The sequence below is a fragment of the Paraperibacillus marinus genome (assembly GCF_046237605.1).
Classification (GTDB): Bacteria; Bacillota; Bacilli; order Bacillales; family DSM-1321; genus Paraperibacillus; species Paraperibacillus marinus.
In genome coordinates, this window is sequence record NZ_CP143542.1 from 3,222,658 (window position 1) to 3,243,934 (window position 21,277).

The 21,277-nt window shown below is 44.0% G+C and carries 20 protein-coding genes and 1 pseudogene; 7 read left to right on the plus strand and 14 right to left on the minus strand.

Annotated elements, in window-relative coordinates:
- The first annotated feature begins 114 nt into the window (after positions 1-114).
- Positions 115-855 carry a bis(5'-nucleosyl)-tetraphosphatase PrpE gene (prpE, locus tag V1498_RS16280; protein ID WP_409294721.1) on the plus strand — a complete coding sequence of 247 codons (741 nt, stop codon included), beginning with the start codon at positions 115-117 and terminating at the stop codon, positions 853-855.
- Here prpE and V1498_RS16285 read toward each other — a convergent pair.
- From V1498_RS16285 to V1498_RS16295, 3 genes are read right to left on the minus strand one after another with little or no spacing between them, the layout of a single operon-like run.
- Positions 822-1,778 carry an RluA family pseudouridine synthase gene (locus tag V1498_RS16285; RefSeq protein ID WP_409294722.1) on the minus strand — a complete coding sequence of 319 codons (957 nt, stop codon included), beginning with the start codon at positions 1,776-1,778 and terminating at the stop codon, positions 822-824. The two genes, prpE and V1498_RS16285, sit on opposite strands and share 34 nt — an antisense overlap.
- Before the next feature lie 6 nt (positions 1,779-1,784).
- Positions 1,785-2,579, minus strand: coding sequence for an NAD kinase (locus tag V1498_RS16290; protein WP_409294723.1), 795 nt, complete (start codon positions 2,577-2,579; stop codon positions 1,785-1,787).
- Positions 2,580-2,603: 24 nt separating this feature from the next.
- A complete protein-coding gene (locus V1498_RS16295; RefSeq protein ID WP_409294724.1) occupies positions 2,604-3,236 on the minus strand; it encodes a GTP pyrophosphokinase family protein in 633 nt (210 codons plus the stop codon).
- Between the two features lie 186 nt (positions 3,237-3,422).
- On the opposite strand from V1498_RS16295, the gene V1498_RS16300 reads away from it, so the two are divergent.
- From V1498_RS16300 to V1498_RS16320, 5 genes are all read left to right on the plus strand, one after another.
- A complete protein-coding gene (locus tag V1498_RS16300; RefSeq protein ID WP_409294725.1) occupies positions 3,423-3,998 on the plus strand; it encodes a CYTH domain-containing protein in 576 nt (191 codons plus the stop codon).
- A gap of 24 nt (positions 3,999-4,022) precedes the next feature.
- Positions 4,023-4,697 carry a lytic transglycosylase domain-containing protein gene (locus V1498_RS16305; protein WP_409294726.1) on the plus strand — a complete coding sequence of 225 codons (675 nt, stop codon included), beginning with the start codon at positions 4,023-4,025 and terminating at the stop codon, positions 4,695-4,697.
- Between the two features lie 159 nt (positions 4,698-4,856).
- Complete coding sequence (locus V1498_RS16310) at positions 4,857-5,261, plus strand: globin (protein WP_409294727.1); 405 nt, start codon at positions 4,857-4,859, stop codon at positions 5,259-5,261.
- On the plus strand, positions 5,258-6,121 hold the full coding sequence (locus V1498_RS16315) for a ClpXP adapter SpxH family protein (RefSeq protein ID WP_409294728.1): 864 nt from the start codon (positions 5,258-5,260) through the stop codon (positions 6,119-6,121). The genes V1498_RS16310 and V1498_RS16315 overlap by 4 nt, the downstream gene beginning before the upstream one ends.
- A gap of 250 nt (positions 6,122-6,371) precedes the next feature.
- Positions 6,372-6,545 (plus strand): hypothetical protein, encoded by a 174-nt coding sequence (locus V1498_RS16320; RefSeq protein WP_409294729.1) that lies wholly within the window; start codon positions 6,372-6,374, stop codon positions 6,543-6,545.
- Between the two features lie 195 nt (positions 6,546-6,740).
- Here V1498_RS16320 and pepF read toward each other — a convergent pair whose 3' ends face one another.
- From pepF to spxA, 5 genes are all read right to left on the minus strand, one after another.
- Complete coding sequence (gene pepF, locus V1498_RS16325) at positions 6,741-8,555, minus strand: oligoendopeptidase F (RefSeq protein ID WP_409294730.1); 1,815 nt, start codon at positions 8,553-8,555, stop codon at positions 6,741-6,743.
- 118 nt (positions 8,556-8,673) lie between these two features.
- Positions 8,674-9,864, minus strand: coding sequence for a competence protein CoiA (locus tag V1498_RS16330; RefSeq protein WP_409294731.1), 1,191 nt, complete (start codon positions 9,862-9,864; stop codon positions 8,674-8,676).
- A gap of 261 nt (positions 9,865-10,125) precedes the next feature.
- On the minus strand, positions 10,126-11,634 hold the full coding sequence (gene cls, locus V1498_RS16335; protein WP_409294732.1) for a cardiolipin synthase: 1,509 nt from the start codon (positions 11,632-11,634) through the stop codon (positions 10,126-10,128).
- A gap of 142 nt (positions 11,635-11,776) precedes the next feature.
- Entirely contained in the window at positions 11,777-12,451 is a 675-nt protein-coding gene (mecA, locus tag V1498_RS16340; RefSeq protein WP_409294733.1) for an adaptor protein MecA, read from the minus strand.
- Between the two features lie 375 nt (positions 12,452-12,826).
- Positions 12,827-13,222, minus strand: coding sequence for a transcriptional regulator SpxA (gene spxA / locus V1498_RS16345; protein ID WP_409291824.1), 396 nt, complete (start codon positions 13,220-13,222; stop codon positions 12,827-12,829).
- Between the two features lie 478 nt (positions 13,223-13,700).
- Here spxA and V1498_RS16350 point away from each other — a divergent pair, with 478 nt between their 5' ends.
- On the plus strand, positions 13,701-13,886 hold the full coding sequence (locus V1498_RS16350; protein WP_409294734.1) for a hypothetical protein: 186 nt from the start codon (positions 13,701-13,703) through the stop codon (positions 13,884-13,886).
- A gap of 43 nt (positions 13,887-13,929) precedes the next feature.
- Here the strand turns inward: V1498_RS16350 and V1498_RS16355 are convergent, their stop codons facing one another.
- From V1498_RS16355 to V1498_RS16380, 6 genes and pseudogenes are all read right to left on the minus strand, one after another.
- A complete protein-coding gene (locus tag V1498_RS16355) occupies positions 13,930-15,111 on the minus strand; it encodes a putative glycoside hydrolase (RefSeq protein WP_409294735.1) in 1,182 nt (393 codons plus the stop codon).
- A 187-nt stretch (positions 15,112-15,298) separates the two neighbouring features.
- Positions 15,299-16,231, minus strand: coding sequence for an ABC transporter ATP-binding protein (locus V1498_RS16360; RefSeq protein ID WP_409294736.1), 933 nt, complete (start codon positions 16,229-16,231; stop codon positions 15,299-15,301).
- A gap of 1 nt (position 16,232) precedes the next feature.
- On the minus strand, positions 16,233-17,303 hold the full coding sequence (locus V1498_RS16365; protein WP_409294737.1) for an ABC transporter ATP-binding protein: 1,071 nt from the start codon (positions 17,301-17,303) through the stop codon (positions 16,233-16,235).
- Between the two features lie 18 nt (positions 17,304-17,321).
- A complete protein-coding gene (gene opp3C / locus V1498_RS16370) occupies positions 17,322-18,335 on the minus strand; it encodes an oligopeptide ABC transporter permease (RefSeq protein WP_409294738.1) in 1,014 nt (337 codons plus the stop codon).
- Positions 18,335-19,264 (minus strand): annotated as a pseudogene (gene opp3b, locus V1498_RS16375) (oligopeptide ABC transporter permease). Before opp3b ends, opp3C begins: the two are co-directional and overlap by 1 nt.
- A gap of 134 nt (positions 19,265-19,398) precedes the next feature.
- On the minus strand, positions 19,399-21,060 hold the full coding sequence (locus V1498_RS16380; RefSeq protein ID WP_409294739.1) for a peptide ABC transporter substrate-binding protein: 1,662 nt from the start codon (positions 21,058-21,060) through the stop codon (positions 19,399-19,401).
- Positions 21,061-21,277: the final 217 nt, after the last annotated feature.

The following is a 21,277-nucleotide window of genomic DNA, read 5'->3' on the forward strand; positions in this document are numbered from 1 at the left end:
GCAGTGCTGCTGTGAATCGGCATGCTGATTATCACTGAAGGGCTGTAACCAAATCAATAACACACCTCATTAAGAAACACAATCTGACAGCCTGTTTTCAAAGGGGGGTTATGAATGAAAATAGATATCATAGGAGATATCCATGGGTGCTATGACGAATTTCACCGGCTGACAATTTCGCTCGGTTATTCCTGGAAAGATGGAATCCCCGTCCATCCTGATGGAAGGCGTCTTGCTTTTGCCGGCGACCTGACAGACCGCGGGCCACATTCTTTAAAGGTCGCTGAATTAGTGTGGAAGCTGGTCATACAGAAAAAAATGGCCTTTTATGTACCCGGCAATCACTGTGATAAACTATACCGCTTCTTTAAGGGCAATCCGGTTAAACTGGCACATGGCCTCGAAACAACAGCGGCTGAATATGAGTCATTGAGTCCCGTTAAAAAAGAGAAGATAAAGTCAAGATTCATGGAACTCTATGAAGCCTCGCCTATTTATCATATATTGGATGAAGGAAAGCTGGTTATCGCCCATGCCGGCATCAAGGAAGAATTTATCGGCAGGTATAGCCACCGCATCAAGACCTTTGTCCTGTACGGTGATATTACAGGTGAAACAAATCCGGATGGAACTCCGGTCAGGAGGAACTGGGCCAGGGAATACAAGGGAAAAGCCATCATTGTCTACGGCCATACCCCTGTCCGGAACGTGCAGAAGACCGGACTCACATATAACATTGATACCGGGGCAGTCTTTGGCGGAGCGCTGACCTGCCTTAGATATCCGGAGCTGTCCATTGTCAGTGCCGCTTCCGGCATGCCTTATCTTCCTGAAAAGTTCCGGGGCTGGGAATAATCCTGATCCCTATAAACCTGAAGCAGCTTTTCCATATCATCAGGAAGGGGCTGGCTGAACGAGAGGGTTTTTCCTAAAAACGGATGAAAGAAAGAAAGCCTGCTGCAGTGCAGCGCCTGGCGGCTGATCAGACTGCGGCTGCCGCCATACAGGTCATCGCCTGCCAGGGGAAAGCCTATGTGTGCCATATGGACCCTGATTTGATGGGTGCGGCCGGTCATCAGCTTCAGGGCAATATGGGTTCCTTCCCCCAGCCTTTCTTTTATCTCATACCCGGTACAGGCATATTTCCCGTCTTTCCGGACTTCCCTTTCAATAATACTGGAATCCTTCCGTCCGATCGGCGCTTCTATCCTGCCGCCTTCCCCTTCTATTGTCCCCTCGACCAGGGCTTCATAAAAACGGTTTACACGCCCTTCCTGCTGGAGGACGCTTAATAAATGATGTACATGCCTGTGTTTGGCGATGAGCATAAGTCCTGAGGTATCACGGTCGAGCCTGGTTACAATATGGATCGTCGAAGCAATTTTGTGCTTTTTATAATACCCTGCCAAGGCATTGGCTACACTTCCATGCGGGCGTTCCCTGGATGGGATGGTATTCATGAAAGGCGGTTTGGCGATGACGAGCAGGTAATCGTCTTCATATACAATATCCAGTGGGATGTCCTCGGCCATCAGCGAGGCGCCAGCCGCTTCAGGCGGAAAAAAAACCGAGACAAGGTCCCCTTCCTTCAGGAGACGGCGGACCGTTGCAGCCTCTCCATTGACCTTTATGCTTCCCCCGCCAAACTTAATGTCAGTAAGCGCAGCCCTTGAAATGGATTGTTCATTCAGAAACACTCTGAGCAGCTTGCCGCCATCTTCCTGAGGGACAGTCCATTCAAGCCTGAAGGGTGTTTCCATAATCAAATCTTCCTCCATATGTACCTACTCCCCGATGAATGAATCCGCGACCCGCTTCCAGAATGGGAACGGCCTGAAACGGGCAAACCTGATTTTTTCAGACGCGACCCGGAATTGTATGGATTTCACATCTTTATGAAGAAGTGTCAAATGATCAATGGTTATCTGAAAATCCACATCATTCACCGGCTTCAGCATGCACCTGTGATGTGCAGGCAGAACAAGGGGGGACCCGATTGTCCTGAACACACGGTTATTGATGGATGCCATTTCCGCAAGCTGGATGGCTGGTATTTTCGGATGCAGGATCGCCCCGCCGAGCGCCTTATTATAGGCCGTACTGCCCGTCGGGGTGGATATGCACAAGCCGTCGCCCCTGAAGGTCTCAAAGCGCTGCTCATTAATTTCCACATCCATCACAAGCGTCCCCTCCACGGATTTAACCGTTGATTCATTGAGCGCCAGGTACCTTGATTCCCTCCCGGCATGCTGATAGCGGATGATCACTTCAAGGAGCGGATATTCAACCACCTCGAACGGGGTCTTTGCCACCGCTATCACGAGCTTTTCCACTTCATCCGGCGTCCAGTCAGCATAAAAGCCGAGATGTCCTGTATGGACACCTACAAATGCTGTCTTATCCAGCCTGTTTTTGTAGCGGTGGAAAGCATAGAGAAGCGTCCCGTCGCCGCCTACAGAGATTACCATATCAGGCTGGTTTTCGTCGTATTGCAGATCAAAGTCGTTAAGGTATGTTCTCATTTTATGCATCAGCTCGTTTGATTTCGCATCGCCTTTTGATGTAATCGCATATTTCATGGCCTGCCACCCTTCACAAAGTATCTAGGATTTCTCCTTGCTTTCCGTTTTTCTTAAGAAGGCTCTCTGGGCCTCTTTAATTTCAGATCTTATCAGGGACATTTCCTCATCCAGCCAGAAGGCTGCTTCAGCAGCCCTGTGCAGCCTTGTCATGATGTCTTCAGGGAACTGCCCTTTGTATTTATAATTTAGTGAATGCTCTATTGTAGCCCAAAAATTCATGGCAAGGGTCCGGATCTGGATTTCCGCCAGAATGGCTTTTTCTCCGCTGATTGTCTGTACCGGATATTTAATCACCACATGATACGATCTGTAGCCGCTTTTCTTTTTATGGGAAATATAGTCCCGTTCCTCTACAATCTCAAAATCGTTCCTCTGCCGCAGAATTTCTACCACTCTTTTAATATCTCCCACAAATTGGCACATCATCCTCAAGCCTGCAATATCCTGAAGTTCCGTTCCCAGCCTGTCGAGCGGTATGTTTTTTTTGTTCGCTTTATCAAGGATGCTCGCAATCGGCTTAACCCTTCCGGTAACAAACTCAATGGGTGAGTGGCTGCTCTCAAGCTCAAACTGGCTCCTCATCCCCTTAAGCTTCACCTTTAATTCTTCTACCGCCTGTCTATATGGGGCCAAAAAATCATCCCAGTGCTTCATACTGCGCCACCTGCCATAATACCATTCTATTATTTCGTAAAATACGGGAAACCCACTTATCTCAACTTGTTTTTTACGGTATTATTTTACCATACACGGGTCCTATTTCATACGGATTGAAGCCGTCTGCCCCATTTTTGGGCAAACAGGCTCTAAAGGACGGCCATATAGACAGGAGGAACTGCGATGCAGGAGATTGAAATTGAATATAAGAACTTGCTGACACGGGAAGAATTTGAAGCAGCCGCAAAAAAATTCAATCTATCCCCACATGATTTTAAAACCCAGATAAATTATTATTTTGATACGGCATCATTCGGGTTAAAGGATGAGAACTGTGCCCTCCGTATACGCAATAAAAACGGGCTGTTCACTCTTACTTTTAAGGAACCGGCTGCAGAAGGACTGCTCGAGACCCATCAGGAGCTGTCTAAGGAAGAAGCCGGGGCCATCCTTGGAGGAGGAGCTATACCTGCAGGAGCTGTACGAATCCGGGCAGAGAGGTTCGGGATTGACATGGGAACCGTTGAACTTTTTGGGGCGCTCGAAACGGATAGATGTGAGTTCCGTTATAAAGATGGACTGCTTGTTTTTGACAACAGCCGTTACCTTGGGAAAGAGGATTATGAATTAGAGTATGAAGTTACAGATGCAGAATCCGGGAAAAGAAATTTTTACCAGCTGTTAAAAGAGCTAAACATTTCAGTAAGGCATGCCGAAAATAAAGTTAAACGATTTTATAATGCAAAATTCAATGGATAGCTGAAAGAAAGCAGTATACAGGGAGTGACCAGATTGAAGATCCAGGATTTAAAAGCGATGATAGATATTCAATCCCTACAAAACTTTACAGATATAAAAATAAATAAGAATAATAGTGCCGCGGGAAGCTTATTTCAAGACCTGCTTACAGGTTTCCTCCAGGAAGAAGGCCAGTCAGCCGGAGCTGCGTCTCCCCTCGGAAGTACACTTAATGCAATTGAAGGCATATTGGAAGAAGTCGGAGAAAAGGCTGTAAACAGCTATGGGGCCGTGCTCGCTCCTCCCGCAGCTGTGATGCCAAAAAGCCTTGCCTTTCGGGCTCCTGCTGATATTGATGAGATGATTGAAAAGGCATCCCAAGCTTATGATATCCCTTCAAAACTCATCAGGGCAGTGGTCAAGCAGGAGTCGAACTTTAATCCATCCGCCAAAAGCGGCGCAGGTGCCGGCGGACTGATGCAGCTGATGCCCCAGACGGCCAGGGGCCTTGGCGTAACCAATGTTTTCGATCCCTATGAGAACATCATGGGCGGAAGCAAATATCTGAAACAAATGCTGGACCGGTATGACGGTGACACCTCACTTGCACTTGCCGCCTATAATGCAGGACCGGGAAATGTGGATAAATATAACGGAATCCCCCCCTTTGAAGAAACACAGAAGTATGTACAGAAGGTTACCGGCTATTATCAAGCCTGACTGTCCTGCCCTTTCGCAGGCAGTTTTTTTTTGCCCTCTGCCTGTTTTTTTGCTGCTGTCATATAACAGTTTTCTGCCCCCCGAAGCGATATGTTTGAGATATTGCTTCCCAATTGATAAAATATGTTTACACTTGAGCTGATAAAGGAGCAATCGGGAATGATCGAAGGCAGCAGAACACCCTATGAAACGATTGGCAATGAAAAGTTATCCGAAATAATTGATCTATTTTATTCAAAAGTCAGTCAACATCCGGATCTTGTGCCTATATTCCCTGATGACCTGTCTGAAACAGCAAGGAAACAGAAACAATTTATGACTCAATATCTCGGCGGCCCGCCTCTATATACAGCAGAGCACGGCCATCCCATGCTTCGTGCACGCCATATGCCTTTTGAAATTACACCACGAAGGGCGGATGCCTGGCTTTCCTGCATGAGGGATGCCATGGATGAAGCAGCGCTCGAGGGGGAAATACGTGAATTCTTTTACCAGCGTCTCGTTCTAACGGCCCAGCATATGATCAATACACCTGAAAACGATGCGAAAGGAGAAAACAGTTGAACTCTCAAGAGCCTAATTTCAATGTGTCTGAATGGATCAAATCTAAGCATTGTGATGGCGTCGGGAATAAACCAATAGAAATCTATATTTTTATTGACCCGCTTTGTGCAGACTGCTGGTCGCTTGAGCCCAGCCTGAAAAAGCTTCAGGTAGAATTTGGCCGTTATATCAGCTTCAGGCATGTACTTGGCGCCAGGCTGGCAGCTTTGAATAAGGCTAAGATTGCACAGAGATGGGATCTGGCAGGGAGCGGCCCGGAATCTGCTGCACAGGAGCCTATTTCCACTCCTTATAATGCATCCATTGCCATTAAGGCCGCTGAATTGCAGGGCCGGAAAGCAGGACTTCGTTTCCTGAGGAAACTGCAGGAGATGCTTTTCCTGGAAAGAATGAATATATCTGATCTGGATATTATTTTTGAGTGTGCCAAAGGGGCGAAGCTTGATACCGAAGAATTCATCAGGGATTTCAGGTCGGCAAGCGCTGCAAAGGCATTTCAGTGTGATTTGAAGATTACGAATGAAATGGAAGTATATGAATTGCCGACCCTTGTCTTCTTCAACCAGAATATTGAAGATGAAGGCATCAAGGTGACGGGCTGCTATCCATATGAGGTGTACAAGCAGATTCTGGAAGAAATGCTTGGGGTACTGCCGGAACCCGATGAACCGCCGCCCATAGAAGTTTTCCTGAAGACCTTCGGCCTCGCAGCTTCCTCAGAGATTTCCCTCATCTACAACATGGCTTATCACGAAGTGGAAAGGGAAATGAAAAAACTTGTGCTAAGGCAGCTTGTACAAAAGATTCCTTCGAAGAAGGGGCCATACTGGAAGCTGATTGATTCAGCAGGCGGCTCCTGAATTATGTAAAAAAAAGTCCTTGCATCAGCAAGGACTTTTATCTTTTTTTACGTACAAAGGGGTTGGGAGAAATCTTCACGATCAAACAAAGGGGTATATGTTTGTGTGTGATTAACTTCACACTCTTACTATAAATAATTCCTGCTTCACTTGCAATACTTTGTGTTTAATTTCACATAATGGACAAAATTTAGTATAAACCGCTCCACGAAACATATTCTGTTACAAACGAATAGTAAGGAGTGAAATGATGAAAGTTCTTTTATATAGCAGTATTCTATTTCTTATCGTCCTAGCGCTGTTCTTTCAGATCTTAAGCTTCATGCATTTATTCCCGCTCTATATTTCGTCCCCTTTGCTCTTTCTATGCTTGTTCCTCGCTCTCTCTATGCTGAACAATAGAAAAAGATTCAAGGGATTCTAAACGAGGCTGTATTCGCATATTTTTTGGCCATTGAACTAGAAAGTTAATTTCCGCTGCAGGCACTCGCTGTAAATAACTTTGTTTATTAATTGAAAACAACAATCTTTTAGAAAGAGACAAACAAAAAAAGCTGCCCCGGCAAGTCCAGGCTCAAATAAGCCTGACTTTTACGGAACAGCTTTTTATATGCCTTCTTTATGACAATAAACTTTCCATCTCATTCAGCTTTTCTTCAAATACCCTGCATGCCTGCTGGATTGGTTCCGCCTGATTCATATCGACTCCTGCTTTTTTCAGAACTTCGATTGGATAATCAGAGCTTCCGGACTTCAGGAACTCAATATATCTTCCCACAGCCGGCTCTCCCTCTTCAAGGATGGATTTGCTGAGGGCTGTGGCCGCACTGAAGCCGGTTGCATATTGGTATACATAATAGTTGTAATAGAAATGCGGGATCCTGGACCATTCAAGCCCGATTTCATCGTCAATGACGATATTCGTTCCAAAGTACTTCTTGTTCAGCTCATAATATTCCTTGGTCAGAAGCTCCGAAGTCAGCGCTTCACCCTCTTGCGATTTTTGATGGATAAGATGCTCGAATTCTGCGAACATCGTCTGTCGGAAAACGGTTCCCCTGAAGCCTTCAAGGTAATGGTTAAGAAGGTAAAGGCGTTTTTTCTCGTCATCCACCGTCTTCAGCATATAATCATTGAGCAGCGCTTCATTGCAGGTGGAAGCCACTTCCGCAACAAATATAGAATAATTTCCATAAGGATATGGCTGAGATTTCCTGGTATAGTAGCTGTGTACCGAGTGACCGAATTCATGGGCCAGGGTGAACAGGTTATTCACATTGTCCTGCCAGTTCATTAATATATACGGGTTGGTCCCATATGCTCCTGAAGAATAAGCACCGCTGCGCTTGCCTTTATTTTCGTGGACATCCACCCAGCGTTTTTCAAACCCTTCCTTCAGGATTGAGCTGTATTCCTCACCAAGCGGCGCCAGGCCATTGATGACATATTCTTTTGCTTCTTCGTATGATACCTTCATTTTCACATCTTTAACAAGCGGTGTATACATATCATATATGTGCAGCTCATCCAGCTTCAGCACCTTTTTCCGCAGATCCACATAACGGTGGAGCAGGGAAAGATTATCATTGACTGTGTTTACAAGATTATCATAAACCGTCTCAGGGATATTATTGGCGCTTAGTGCGGCATGGCGTGCAGAATCATAATTCCGGATCTGCGCGTTGAAATTATCTTTCTTCACCGTGCCTGCAAGTGTGCTCGCAAAAGTGTTCTTGAATTTGCCGTACGTACCGTACACCGCTTTGAATGCCTCTTCCCTTACCCTCCGGTCCTCGCTTTCAAGGAAGCGGATATACCTTCCATGGGTAATTTCCACGGTTTCACCGTCTTCATCCTTAATGGCCGGGAATTCGAGATCGGCATTGTTCAGCATGCCAAACGTATTTTGAGAAGCAGACATAGCCTCTGACGCCTGTGCCAGGAGGGCTTCCTGGTCTGCGGAAAGGACATGCGGCCTCTGCAGATTGATTTCATCAAGAGCCTGCTTATACAGCTTAAGCTCCCCGTGCTCATCAAGATAGCTTTCGATCGTTTGCGGATCAATGCCGAGAATCTCGGGAACCGCAAAAGAGAAGGCACTGGCAGCCTGGGTATACAAAGTCTTGGCCCGGTCGTCGAATCCCTGGTAAAAGGAATTCGTGGTGTCCTGATCATACCGCATATGAGCATATGTATACAGCCTGCCCAGGCGTTCCATTATTTCATCCTGGAATTGAAGGGCTGCAAACAATTTATCGGGACTTTCCCCTAATGTGCCTTTATAGGCATCCGCTTTTTTGATTTCTTCCTTCACACCCTGAAATTCAGTTTCCCAATCCTTATCAGTGGCAAAGATATCTTCCAGCTTCCATGTATCATTAACAGGTATTTCGCTTCTGGCCGGCAAAGACTTGACTGTAGTTTCCTGTGACATAGAATGTTCCCTCCATTATCAAAAAAATCCATACCCTTACAGTATTCGCTTTTCCCTAAAAAAATCCTCCATTAACATAAATAATCCTTTCACATCTATCATACGCCTTCCATTTCGTTCAAACCATCTCCATGCCTCCAAAGGCCAGAAAGAATTCAAGTCCAGTAGCCCATCCCCCCACTTTCTTAAATAAATCCGGACATCGGCTGATGATAAGATCCCCTTTTTTTAAGCCGTCAGCAATATATCCGCTCCTCCTCAGGATATCGAGGAAAGCGGACAAAGGTTTCTGGAAGCCTGGATGCCCCCCGGCTGAGATAAGTTCCCTCAGCTTCACCTCCCGCCCTGTAATCCGCCTTTGAAAGGCTTCAAAGATGAGACTTTCTTTGAACGGCCTGCCCTCCTCAAATTTCAATAGTACATCAAGATAAACATATGCCTGCCATTCAACCGCAGGTGTTTCAATATGGTGGCCAAATGGCACGGGCAGACCGATGAAAGGCGGAAGACTTGCGGGCAGCAGCCCTTTCAGATATATCGCACTGTAAAGCGGATGGTGGATGGTTGCATGCTTATGTGCAGAAATTTTCCAGCTGTCTAATTTTTTGAACCAATTCACCACTTGCCTTGTTGTCACAGAACTATTGCTTTGGAAAAGGTGGGTAAAAGGAGTTGTTCGCAGGGGCAGTTTCTCTGTTTCGGAAAAAGAAACCTGAGGGGAGTAGGCAGTGATTGTCTGGAGCCTGAAGAAGGCTTTCTGATAGGGACACAGGGAAATGATTGAAGGATATGGCTCGGAGGCTTGTGCGAAGAACCATTGAAAGGATGTGAGTTTATAGTGAGTGCAGCCATAGGAAATTAATTTTTTGCTGCCGATTATCCAGACAGGGGCTATCCCGGCACGCCGATAGGAGAGCGATCTTTGCCTGAAGAGGCTGAAAGGGATTGGGGAACACTGATATTCTATGGCAAATCGATTGCCTCCCCATTCGAAGTATAAATCCGGCCGTTGATTGATTTCTTTTAGATGCCGCTCCAATTCCGGCCGCATTCCCTGCTTTTCAAGCCATTCAAACAGCAGCAGCTTTCCATGCAGGTGATAGTCTGATTCTGGTTCCAGATTTACTGAACATGACTCCGCCTTCATATGTGCAAAGTGGCTGATCCTCTTAGTTCCTGATTTCAGAATGACCCTTTGGCTGCAGCATGGACAATACCATTCCTCCTTTTTCATGGATTCAATATCTTTTTTATCAGACCTCCTGGTAATGGTAAAAATTGTGCCATCCCATTTCTTTACAGTCAGCATCTGCCTGCCTCCTTTTCTTTTTTTCATCAATTCTACACACAAGGTCTTTTATCCTTCAAAAAAATAAACATGGGTTTTCTACTCGCAGCCCATGCCTGGAAAGGTGGACAAGAGCAGGAACAAACACAATAAGGCGGTGGAGCGAAGAAGGCGCAGGCAGATGCCAGCAAGATAAATGATGGTCATACCTAGCTGCATGAAGCCTGGTGATAATTGCAGCTCCGCTCCTTTTCCATAAAAAATAACCTGCCGGCCGGCAGGCTATAGCAATGGCGAGAGCAGCCGGCAGGTTGATTCCAGCAGCCTCAGGCCAATGTTTCGTTTATTGAAAGTATCCAGGTGCAGTTCCCTAGACTGTGTGAGATCCTGGATAAAGTCCTGGACCAGCTTTTGGGTACTCCCTGTTTTATAGAGGAAAGCATTTACTTCAAAATTAAGATGGAAGCTTCTCATATCCATGTTAGAAGTCCCGATTGAAGCAAACTCCTTGTCCACAATGACGATCTTACTGTGCATAAAGCCTTCTTTATAGGCAAAAACCCTCACCCCTGCTTCAAGAAGGTCTGGAAAATAGGATCTTGAGGCATGATATACAATCCACTTGTCTGGATTCTGCGGAACGAGCAGCCTGACATCAATGCCGCTCAAAGCGGCAATTTTCAGAGCCTGGAATATATCTTCATCAGGGATGAAGTATGGTGAAGCAATCCACACAGATTCTTCAGCAGAGCTGATCATGGAGAAAAATATATTCTTAATCACACTCCATTCATTATCCGGCCCGCCCGCAATCATTTGGACGCCTCCATGCTTATGCTCAATCGGCATGGCTGAAAGGTATTCATCTGTCAGAAAGCTGTGGTTGGTCATATAATACCAGTCCTGTAAAAAGATAAGCTGCAGCGACCTGACCGCTTCACCCCTTACCCAAAGGTGAGTATCCCTCCAAAAACCGAATTGTTCATCTCTTCCTAAATACTCGTCACCGATGTTCAGACCGCCTACAAAGCCAACACTTCCATCTACAACAATTATTTTCCTGTGATTCCTGAAGTTGAACTTATTATTTAAAAATGGCATCCTGACCGGCCCAAAAGCCACGATTTCTATCCCCGCGTTTCTCATGTCTTTGATATAGCGGCGAGGCAGTGTCCAGGACCCGACCGCGTCATACATAAAGCGGATCTTGACACCTTCCCTGGCTTTTTGAATTAATACATTTTTAATATCCCTTCCAATGTCATCATCCCGGACTATGTAATACTCCATATGGATATGGTGATTGGCTTTCCTCAATTCTTCCAGGATAGAAGAAAAAGTCTCATCCCCATTGGTCAAGACCTTTGTTTCACTCGCGAAGGATATGGGACTGTTCCCCATCTTCTGGGCCAGCCGGAACATTTTTTGTTTATGTTCTCCCATCCTATGGATTCTTTCCTCCGATACACTGCGCTCCCCTTGTATCTGCAGGAAAGTTTGTTTATCCAGGAAGAATTTTTTGCGGAACATCCTTTCCTTTCGGTAATTCCGTCCAAACAGCAGATAGAAGAAAAAGCCGAGGAGAGGGAAAGCCCCGAAGACAACCAGCCATGTGAGAGTATGGATGGGCTGCCTGTTTTCAAGGAATATGACAAACCCGATGATAATTAACGACAGAGTCAGCACAAGACTGAAGTAACTGACCGCTTTTCCGCCTATGTAATCGTTGAAATAGTACCAAATTAAAAATATACCGGTAAGAAAAATCCCGATACGCACCGTATTTTTCATGTGCTCACCTACAATCCCAATTCTAAGACAGCCTAAATGATATATACCCTAAATTAAATAAAATATCTGCATCCGCCTATTTTTAAATCCTGCCCCTGCTTTCATACAAAAAAAACCGATTTCCTATAAAGAAATCGGATTATTAATTAGAAAAGTGTTTTCTGATTGTCTGGAAAACATCTGTTTCTATCACTGTCTTTCCGTACTCCTGCAGACGGTGGACCGTTATCGCAGATTCGTTCCCGTATTCCAGGAGAATACTTAGAACATCATCAATTTTGTCTTCCTCATCTTCATTTTCGATGAATTCAACGTACAAATAATATTTATTGTCCAGCACATACAGCTTTGAATGGATGTCGTCAATTCCTGTACTGCTGCTTAAGGATATAACATCCTCAAAATCGCTGAAGCTCATAACAAACTCCAGGACACCATTTTCGTAGCCGGTTGAACTGGGACTCTCTCCCCGCCCTTGGAATTGTTCTTCCAGGATATCCTCCAGGTTATCATCCAATGTGAGGTCTTTAAGCTTATCCTCTGACAAGGGCAGTTCAAGCCTTTGTCCATCCTTCGAAAGCTGGGCTTTGGTTACGAGAACCTCTAGTCCCTTATCGAGAGCTTGAACCTGAATCCATAGCGGACCTTCAGCCATAAATTCCTCTTCAGCATGGACTTCATCCATCATTTCCCAGAAAAGTTCTTCACTTCTCTCACGGTTATACCATATTTCTTCACGGTCAAACCCGCGTTCTTCTATGTCAATATAAGAAATATAAAACTTCACTGTATTCTCATTAATGCGCTCAATTTCCATGATTTCCTCTCCCTTCTGATCCGATTATGGGAGGGACATTACTCCCTGGCAAAATCCATTGCTGCTGCTGTTTCCTGCTTTATACAGCGGATTCCATAAATATTCTGTTGAATATATTTTATGACAATTTTCTGAAGAAGGGAAACAAAAAACAGATAAATAAAAAAAACAATTGTTCGCCTAATATTCCCTAACCCAGCATGTTCTAAACTAAACTGGAAACAACTCTGCCCGCCTGCTGCCTCTCTTTTTATAAAGAGGGGTAATCCTTATATTGGACTAGAACAGAATAAGATTATACTGGTATTTTATCATACTTTAGGTTGAATAAAAAAATATCCGGCCTGTTCGGCCGGAAATCGTAAAAGCATATAATTAATTGACCATGCGCTGTGCTTCCCGCAGATGGTAGGTACGGACTTTACGCGGAAGGAAACGGCGGATCTCATCTTCGTTATACCCAACTTGAAGTCTTTTTTCGTCCAGGATAATCGGCCTTCTTAACAGCCCCGGGTTATCCTTTATCAACTTATATAGTTCCGGCAAAGGCAGGGACTCTACGTTTACATTTAATTTTTGGAAGGTTTTAGAACGTGTTGAAATAATTTCATCAGTTCCGTCTTCCGTCATGCGCAAGATCTCTTTGATTTCATCAATAGACAGCGGCTCAGAGAATATATTCCTTTCTGAATAGGAGATATCATTTTCTTCAAGCCACGCCTTGGCTTTTCTACATGATGTACAGCTTGGTGAAGTATACAAGGTTACCATTAATTTATTCACACTCCCTGGTTATAGAATCGATGATCTATGCTGGGATAACAAGATTGCCTTCCGATTTTTATACACTAATTAGAATTACTTTAAATTAGTAATATCTATCACAATTCATTATACACCAATTCTGACTAAAATAGGGGGGTATTTTTGAAAAATATGAAATTGGTAGTACATCCGTATCCAATTTGTCCAAGATTCAGCTCATTTTTTAAGAAAAACTGACAAAATACCTAATATTTTTACATTTATTGGATATAAAATCATTTTTTTATCCTTAGTTTTTTTATTCTTCGAACTTTCTAACTATTCCAAAGAAGTAAAAAATAGGAAGTTTCTCGTATCTTCCTCTTTTATACCCGGATTTTCTCATTGCATAAACCTTTTTTATCGAAAAATTATTGGTGCTATCCTTCCTAATAACTGGATTTTCTAATAGAATATAAATAAGCGTCCAAACAGGAGGTTCATGATGGCAGCCTATTTAATGGATTTGATTTTAGTATCAATTCTCGTCATTGGAATAACGGCCTTTATCGCTGTCATATCAAATGGCATTGGAGAGAAACTCTTTTCCGGAAACAAAAAAAATGAATTCACTGACAAATCAGCAAGCATCCAGGCTGGCTGGAAACCTGTAGGCGGAAGAAAGAAATAATACTCCATAAAAGAACAGGCCGGCATAATGCCCGCCTGTTCTTTTATGGAGTATAATCCACGTCTTTCGTATAGCGGCTGCTTGCATTCCATAACAGGTATTCATTAATTCCCCCGCTCTTCAAAGCTTTGATTTGCTCCTCGATTTCCTTTTTACCATAGTTCAGATAGTTTCCCTGTCCAAGCCAGCTGGCAGTAAAATCCTGCAGCCACGGCCTCGAGACTGGCGGACCCTGCAATTCATCAAGTTTCTTCTTCTCCAGCTTTGCATATTGGGAAACCAGTTTATATGGTTCAAGATCAGGTTTATCAATTCCAAAATAAGAAGTCCAATGCGATGGATAGATCATGGAGGAAATAACGTCTACATTGCCGGCTATCTTTGTGAAGTTCTGTCCAATCCCAGGAGCTTCAGGAAGTGTGGCGGCATAGCCAAAGATATCAACTGATACCTGAACATCATAAGGCTTGAGCTTTTCTTTTGCATAGGCAACAAAGTCCGTAACTGCCTGCACCCGCTTCTGTGATTCGGGTATATCCATGCTGCCGTACTCTCCCTTATCATATTTAAGACTGTTTTCACGATTTTCAAAGCCCTCGGCAAATCGAACATAATCAAACTGAATTTCCTTAAAGCCCATCTTGGCAGCTTCAATGGCTATTTCAACATTGTAATCCCATACTTCTTTAGAGAATGGATTTACAAAAGCTCCACCTCTGCCGTTCTTCCATACTGATTTGCCATCCCGGAATGACAATTCCGGTCTTTCTTTCGCAAGCTCTGAATCCTTAAAAACGACCACTCTGGCGATTGGATATATTTTTTCTTTTTCCAGCGTTTTCATCATTTTATCAGGTGAATGTATGTATCTCCTTGCAGCATATTTAAATTTGGAATCCTCTGGAATATAAGTCAAATTTCCACTGTCATTTTTTATGTCGATAACCATTGCGTTCAAATCGGTTTTATTTACGAGACCCACTAAATCCTTAAAACGTTCTGAACCTGCAATATTACCTGAAACATAAATCCCTCTTACAGCATCCGGATAAGAAAATTGATAGCCGGACTGAAAGGTAAACCGAGGTAAACTTTCAGGCAGTTTTTTTTGATATTGTGCCAGATGCAGGTTTTCCCTGCTGCTGTCCTCACTGCTTCCATCTGCAATCACCGAGCCAGCCGGAATACCTGTAATCAATGCTGCCAGCAGCGCACCCCTCAACATGTTTTTCTTCCCTCTCACTATATTGCCAACCTCCCTTTTCTTCCCTCTTTTGGATTTACCCTGCTCAGAGGCCTTTCACTCAGCTTATTGAAATTTTTTCTATTAACAAATTATAGATTATTCTGTCATTTCAATGGGTATATCCATAATATGAAAAGCGGCCCTGTATAAAGGGCCGCTCCGAAAGTTATTTATATATGCTTTGATATTGTTTAAATTCCTTTTCAGAACAGTATACAAAATGGCCGGGTGTTACTTCACGCATTTCCAGCTGTTCGCCTTCTGCATAATTATGAATATTAGGATTGTATACAATTCTCTTTCTTGTTCTCTCGCTCTCAGGATCTGGAAGTGGAATCGCAGACAGGAGTGATTGGGTATAAGGATGAATCGGATTTTTATATAACTCGTCACTTGTCGCAAGTTCAACAAGCTTTCCGAAATACATTACCCCAATTCGGTCACTGATATATTTTACCATGGAAAGGTCATGGGCAATGAACAGGTATGTGAGTCCTTTTTCACGCTGAAGCTGCTTCATCAGGTTGACAACCTGTGCCTGAATGGAAACATCCAGTGCAGATATCGGCTCATCAGCAATGATGAACTCCGGGTCGACTGCAAGAGCCCTTGCAATTCCAATCCTTTGGCGCTGCCCGCCTGAGAACTCATGTGGATAACGCGAAGCGTGTTCCCTGTTCAGTCCGACTGTATTCAAAAGCTCAAAAACCCTGTCCATTCTTTCTTTTTTGGTTTTGGCAAGCCCGTGGATATCAATGCCTTCAGCAATGATATCTCCTACAGTCATCCGCGGATTCAACGATGCGTATGGATCCTGGAAAATCATCTGCATTTTGCGGTTGAATTTTTTCAAGTCAGAACGCGATTTCCTGCCATGCACATTTTCTCCTTCGAACAGCACTTCGCCATCTGTTGCGTCATAGAGGCGGATAATGGATCTCCCGGTTGTGGATTTACCGCAGCCGGACTCCCCAACCAGGCCAAGCGTCTCCCCTTTGAAAATATCAAAGGAAATGCCGTCGACAGCTTTTACCTGATTAGGCTTGCCCACGTTAAAATGCTGTTTCAAGTTTTTTATTTCAAGTAATTTCTCTGCCATCTCAGCGGACAACCTCCTCAGCCAATTTTGGTTTTGCAAAATTGGATGCCATTTTGCGCTGCCTGTCAATTACGGCTTTGGGCGGCTCGACAGCAGGTGCATTTTCATGGAGCAGCCAGGTCTTTGCAAAATGTGTTTCGGAAATTTGGAACATTGGCGGTTCATACTCAAAGTCAATTTCCAATGCATATTCACTCCGTGGCGCAAACGCGTCGCCTTTTGGCGGATTCATCAAATCCGGCGGAGTTCCCGGTATAGCGGCCAGCTCAGTCTTGACACTTGTATCCAGGGATGGCATGGACGCCAGAAGCCCCCAGGTATACGGGTGTCTTGGATCGTAGAATATTTCATCCACTGTCCCCATTTCAACAATCTGTCCGCCGTACATGACGGCAACCCGGTCAGCGACATTCGCTACGACACCAAGGTCATGTGTAATGAAGATAATGGATGTATCAATTTTATTTTGCAGGTCTTTCATGAGCTCAAGGATCTGTGCCTGGATAGTTACATCAAGAGCGGTAGTCGGTTCATCCGCAATCAACACCTTGGGATTGCAGGAAAGGGCAATAGCAACCACTACACGCTGCCTCATACCGCCTGAGAATTGATGGGGATATTGATTGATCCGCACTTCAGGCTGTGGGATCCCTACGAGTCTTAAAAGCTCAAGCGCCCTTTCTTTCGCCGCACCCTTGCTTAAGTTCTGGTGCTTGACCAGACTTTCCATGATTTGATTGCCAATTTTCATGGTTGGATTTAAAGATGTCATTGGATCCTGGAAAATCATAGCGATTTCTTTCCCGCGGATCTTTTGCATTTCTCTTTCAGAGACTTTTGCAAGATCTTTGCCGTCAAAAAGGATTTCACCTTTGGAAATACGTCCCGGCGGGTTAGGAATCAGCCTCATGAGCGCCTTGGAGGTAACAGATTTACCTGAACCGGATTCACCTACGATAGCAAGTGTCTCCCCTTTTTTAAGGTCGAAATTAACTCCGCGGACAGCCTTAACGACTCCGCCGTACGTATCGAAGGAGACATGCAGATCTTTTACTTCTAAAACCTTGTCCATATTTCTTCTCCTCCTTTATTACTTGCGCATTTTCGGATCCAGCGCATCACGCAGACCGTCACCCAGCAGGTTAAAGCTGAGGATCAGCAGGCTGATTACAATGGATGGGATGATCAGCTGATATGGATAGGTCTGAATGAACCTGAATCCGTCATTGACCAACGCACCAAGTGAAGCCTGAGGCGGTGCAATTCCAAGTCCGATGAAGCTTAGGAATGCTTCGGTGAAAATCGCGCCTGGCACTGTGAACATTGTTGTTACGATGATAGGGCCAAGTACGTTAGGTATCAAGTGCTTTCCTATCAATCTGGAGTTTGGCGCACCCAGTGTCTTGGAAGCTAAAACAAACTCCTGTTCTTTCATTTTCAGGATCTGGCCGCGGACAATCCTTGCCATTCCGGTCCAGCCTGTAATGACCATTGCGAGGATAATCGATGAAACCCCCGGCTTGAAAATCAGGATAAAGAGAATGACCAGAATCAGGTTAGGGATACCGATCAAGATTTCAATGATCCTCATCATGATATTATCTGTCCTGCCCCCATAGAAACCGGCGACTCCGCCATAAATGATTCCAATGAATAAATCAATCAAGGCTGCGGCTACAGCGATGATCAGGGAAATCCGGGTTCCCTGCCATACACGGACCCATTGGTCGCGTCCAAGGTCATCCGTTCCGAACCAGTAATATTCTTTGACGTTCTTGGCTTTATAAACATCGAAGCCATCCTTATCCTTTCCGTCAAGCCCAAGGAATGGAACATGCTCAAGAACCGGCATTTTAGGAGGCATCTTTGACAGCGCAAGATTTTGCTGTTTATACGTATGGCTGCTTGTTATCGGTGCGATAATGGCAAGCAGGGTGATGATGACTACAATGATCAGGCCGAATATCGCGCCTTTATTTTTTCTTAATCTGTGCCATGCATCCTGCCAGTAGCTCAGACTCGGCCTTTCAATTTTTTCAAGGTCGCCCTTGCTGCCGGCGGGACGGAATAAGTCAGAAGAAAGCGGTATTTGCTTTTGTTCCATTATTTTTTCCCTCCTGCCAGACGAATTCTTGGATCGACAACTCCGTAGAGGATATCGACTACGAAAATGATAAAGATGAAGAGAGCACTATAGAAAATGGTAGTACCCATTATGACTGTGTAATCATTTGTGTTGATAGATTTGACAAATTGTTCCCCTAATCCTGGGATCGCAAAAATTCTTTCGATTACTAGAGATCCCGTCATGATGTTTACTGCCAGCGGCCCGATGATTGTGATTACTGGGATCAGCGCATTCCTGATAGCATGCTTAACAACGATGCCAGATTGGCTCATGCCTTTTGCCTTGGCGAGCATAATATAATCTGAGTTCATTACTTCAAGCAGCTCTGTTCTCATGAACCGGGAGATATTGGCAATTACGAATCCTGATAATGCTATTGTCGGCATGATTGTATACGTAAAGCCCTCCCATAATGCTACCGGAAGCATTTGGAGTTTTACACCAAGGATGAACTGCAGGAAGCCTGCAAAGACGAATGAAGGAATGGAGATACCTAAAACAGCCAGGAATGTAGCTCCGTAATCGAAAAATGTATTGTGCTTAATAGCAGCAATTATCCCTAAAATTAGGCCAACAATTGATCCTATGATTAGCGCCTGTAAGCCTAGCTGCGCTGATGGTCCGATTCTTCCTGAGATGATTTCTGAAACCGGGCGGTTATCATATTGGAACGAAAGCCCTAAATCACCTTTTGCTAAATTGGCAATATAGTTCACATATTGAACTGGCAGAGGATCATTAAGCCCATATTTTTCATTGATGATCTATACCTGCTCTGGTGTCAGCTTGTCCTGGCTTTTCAGAGGTGAACCAGGAAGCAGCTTCATCAGGAAAAACGTCAGTGTAGCAATAACGAATAAAGTTATCAGCATGTATACGATTCTTTGAAGAGTATAACGCAACATCCCGTTAGCCCCCCTTTTCTATTAGTATTTTTTTCTATAAATCTATTAATTCAGATATTTCTGTGATAAGGGAAAAAGGAGAGTATGTGAGTTCAGCACATACTCTCCTCTGCTATACATCCAGTAATCAGAGATTACTCAATGTGAGCCCATTTATAGCCGAAGTCTCCGCCAAATGGGTGCTCTACAACATCCTTAACATATTCACGTTGAAGGAATGCAGTACCTCTTTGGTACATAGGAGAAATGGCAGCATCATCCATAAGGATCTTTTCAGCTTCTAATAATGCTTTCCAGCGAGCATCCAGGTCTGACAATAGCGGACCTTTAGCATCTTTAACAAGCTTGTCATATTTCGGGTTTGAGTAGCCCATTTGGTTGTGAGCTCCATTTGTTACGAACATGTCGATGAATGTCATTGGATCCTGATAGTCAGGGCCCCATCCAGCGAATGAGAAGTCATAGTTTCCTTTTGATTCAAGGTCAAGCTTCTGCTTGAACGGCTGTGGCTTGATGTTGATGGTCAGGCCTTCAAGGTTCGTTTCAAGCTGTTCTTTCAGGTATTGGCTGATTTTAGCAGCACTGTCATCGTCATAGTTAAGCAGTTCTAAAGTAACCTTGTCGAATCCAGCTTCTTTTTTAGCTTTTGCCCAAAGCTTTTTAGCTTCGTTTACATCCAGTTTAGAAAGTTCACCGTTTGTTTCACGGAAATCTTTTCCGTCCGGACCTTCAGCGAATTTCCCAGGTACCAGGAAGTTTGCAGGAGTTGATCCATTGTTAAGGATAACATCGACAAATGCTTTTTTATCCCAAGCCATGTCGATTGCCTTACGAGCATCCCTGTTCTTAAGTACTTTGTTCTTCTCGTTCAAACGAAGGAAGAATACAGAAGTATCTGGAGATGTTGCAAAGTTTGGATCATCTTTGTACTTATCAACAAATTCAGCATTCAAGCCAACGCGGTCAGCTTTTTTGGTTTCATAAAGGTTAACGCCAGTAGCTGTGTCTTTAACAATATTGAAGTTGATTGTTTCAAGTTTTACAGTGTCCTTGTCCCAGTAAGAAGCATTCTTCTTAAGCTGGAAGCTTTGCTCATGTTTCCAGTCGCTGAGCGTGAATGGCCCATTGTACACGCCTGTGTTAGCTTCTAGAGCATATTTCTTGCCTTGTTCTTTAAAGAACTTTTCGTTTTGCGGGTAGAAAGTTCCAAATGACAGTAGAGATTTGAAGTAAGGAATGTTGTTTTTCAATTGGATTTCAAGGGTCTTATCATCGATAGCCTTGACGCCCAGAGTGTCAACCTTAGCTTTGCCAGTGTTGATTTCTTCAGCACCTTTGATATCATACAGCATGTAAGCATATTCAGCTGCTGTAGCTGGGTCAACTGCGCGTCTCCAAGAGAAAACGAAGTCGTTGGCTGTAACAGCGTCGCCGTTAGACCATTTTGCATCGCGGATTTTGAACGTATAAGTTTTGCCGTCTTCACTTACCTTAGGCTCTTCGGCAGCCATACCAAGAGCAGGCTGGTTCTCCTTGTCCAGGCGGTAAAGACCCTCGTATACGTTATTCATTACATTGAATGAAACGGAGTCAGTTGCAAGTGTAGAGTCCATGGATGGAATCTCGGAAGATGCGATTAAATTTAATACCTGCTCTTTTTTGGAGTCAGACCCTTTGCTGTCCCCTTTTGAATCAGATCCTTTGCTCCCTGCTTTTTCGCCGCCGCCGCTGCATGCAGCAAGGAACGTGCTTAGAGCAAGAACTAGAACCAAAAGAAACGAAAACTTTTTGTTCATTCTAGATTGACCTCCCCATTGTTTTATCTTCAAATTTTCTGAAGATTTCGTTCTTATTATAAGTTTAATCCATATAATTTTTCAATGTTTTTTTTACAATTTCTTTACGGGGAGATTTCAGGAAAAAAATTACTATTTAAGAAAAACCTTTATTTCTCAGGGTTTTCATGTGTCAAGACAGGAAAAATATTCTTATTTTTACCTTAAAATTTTCTTA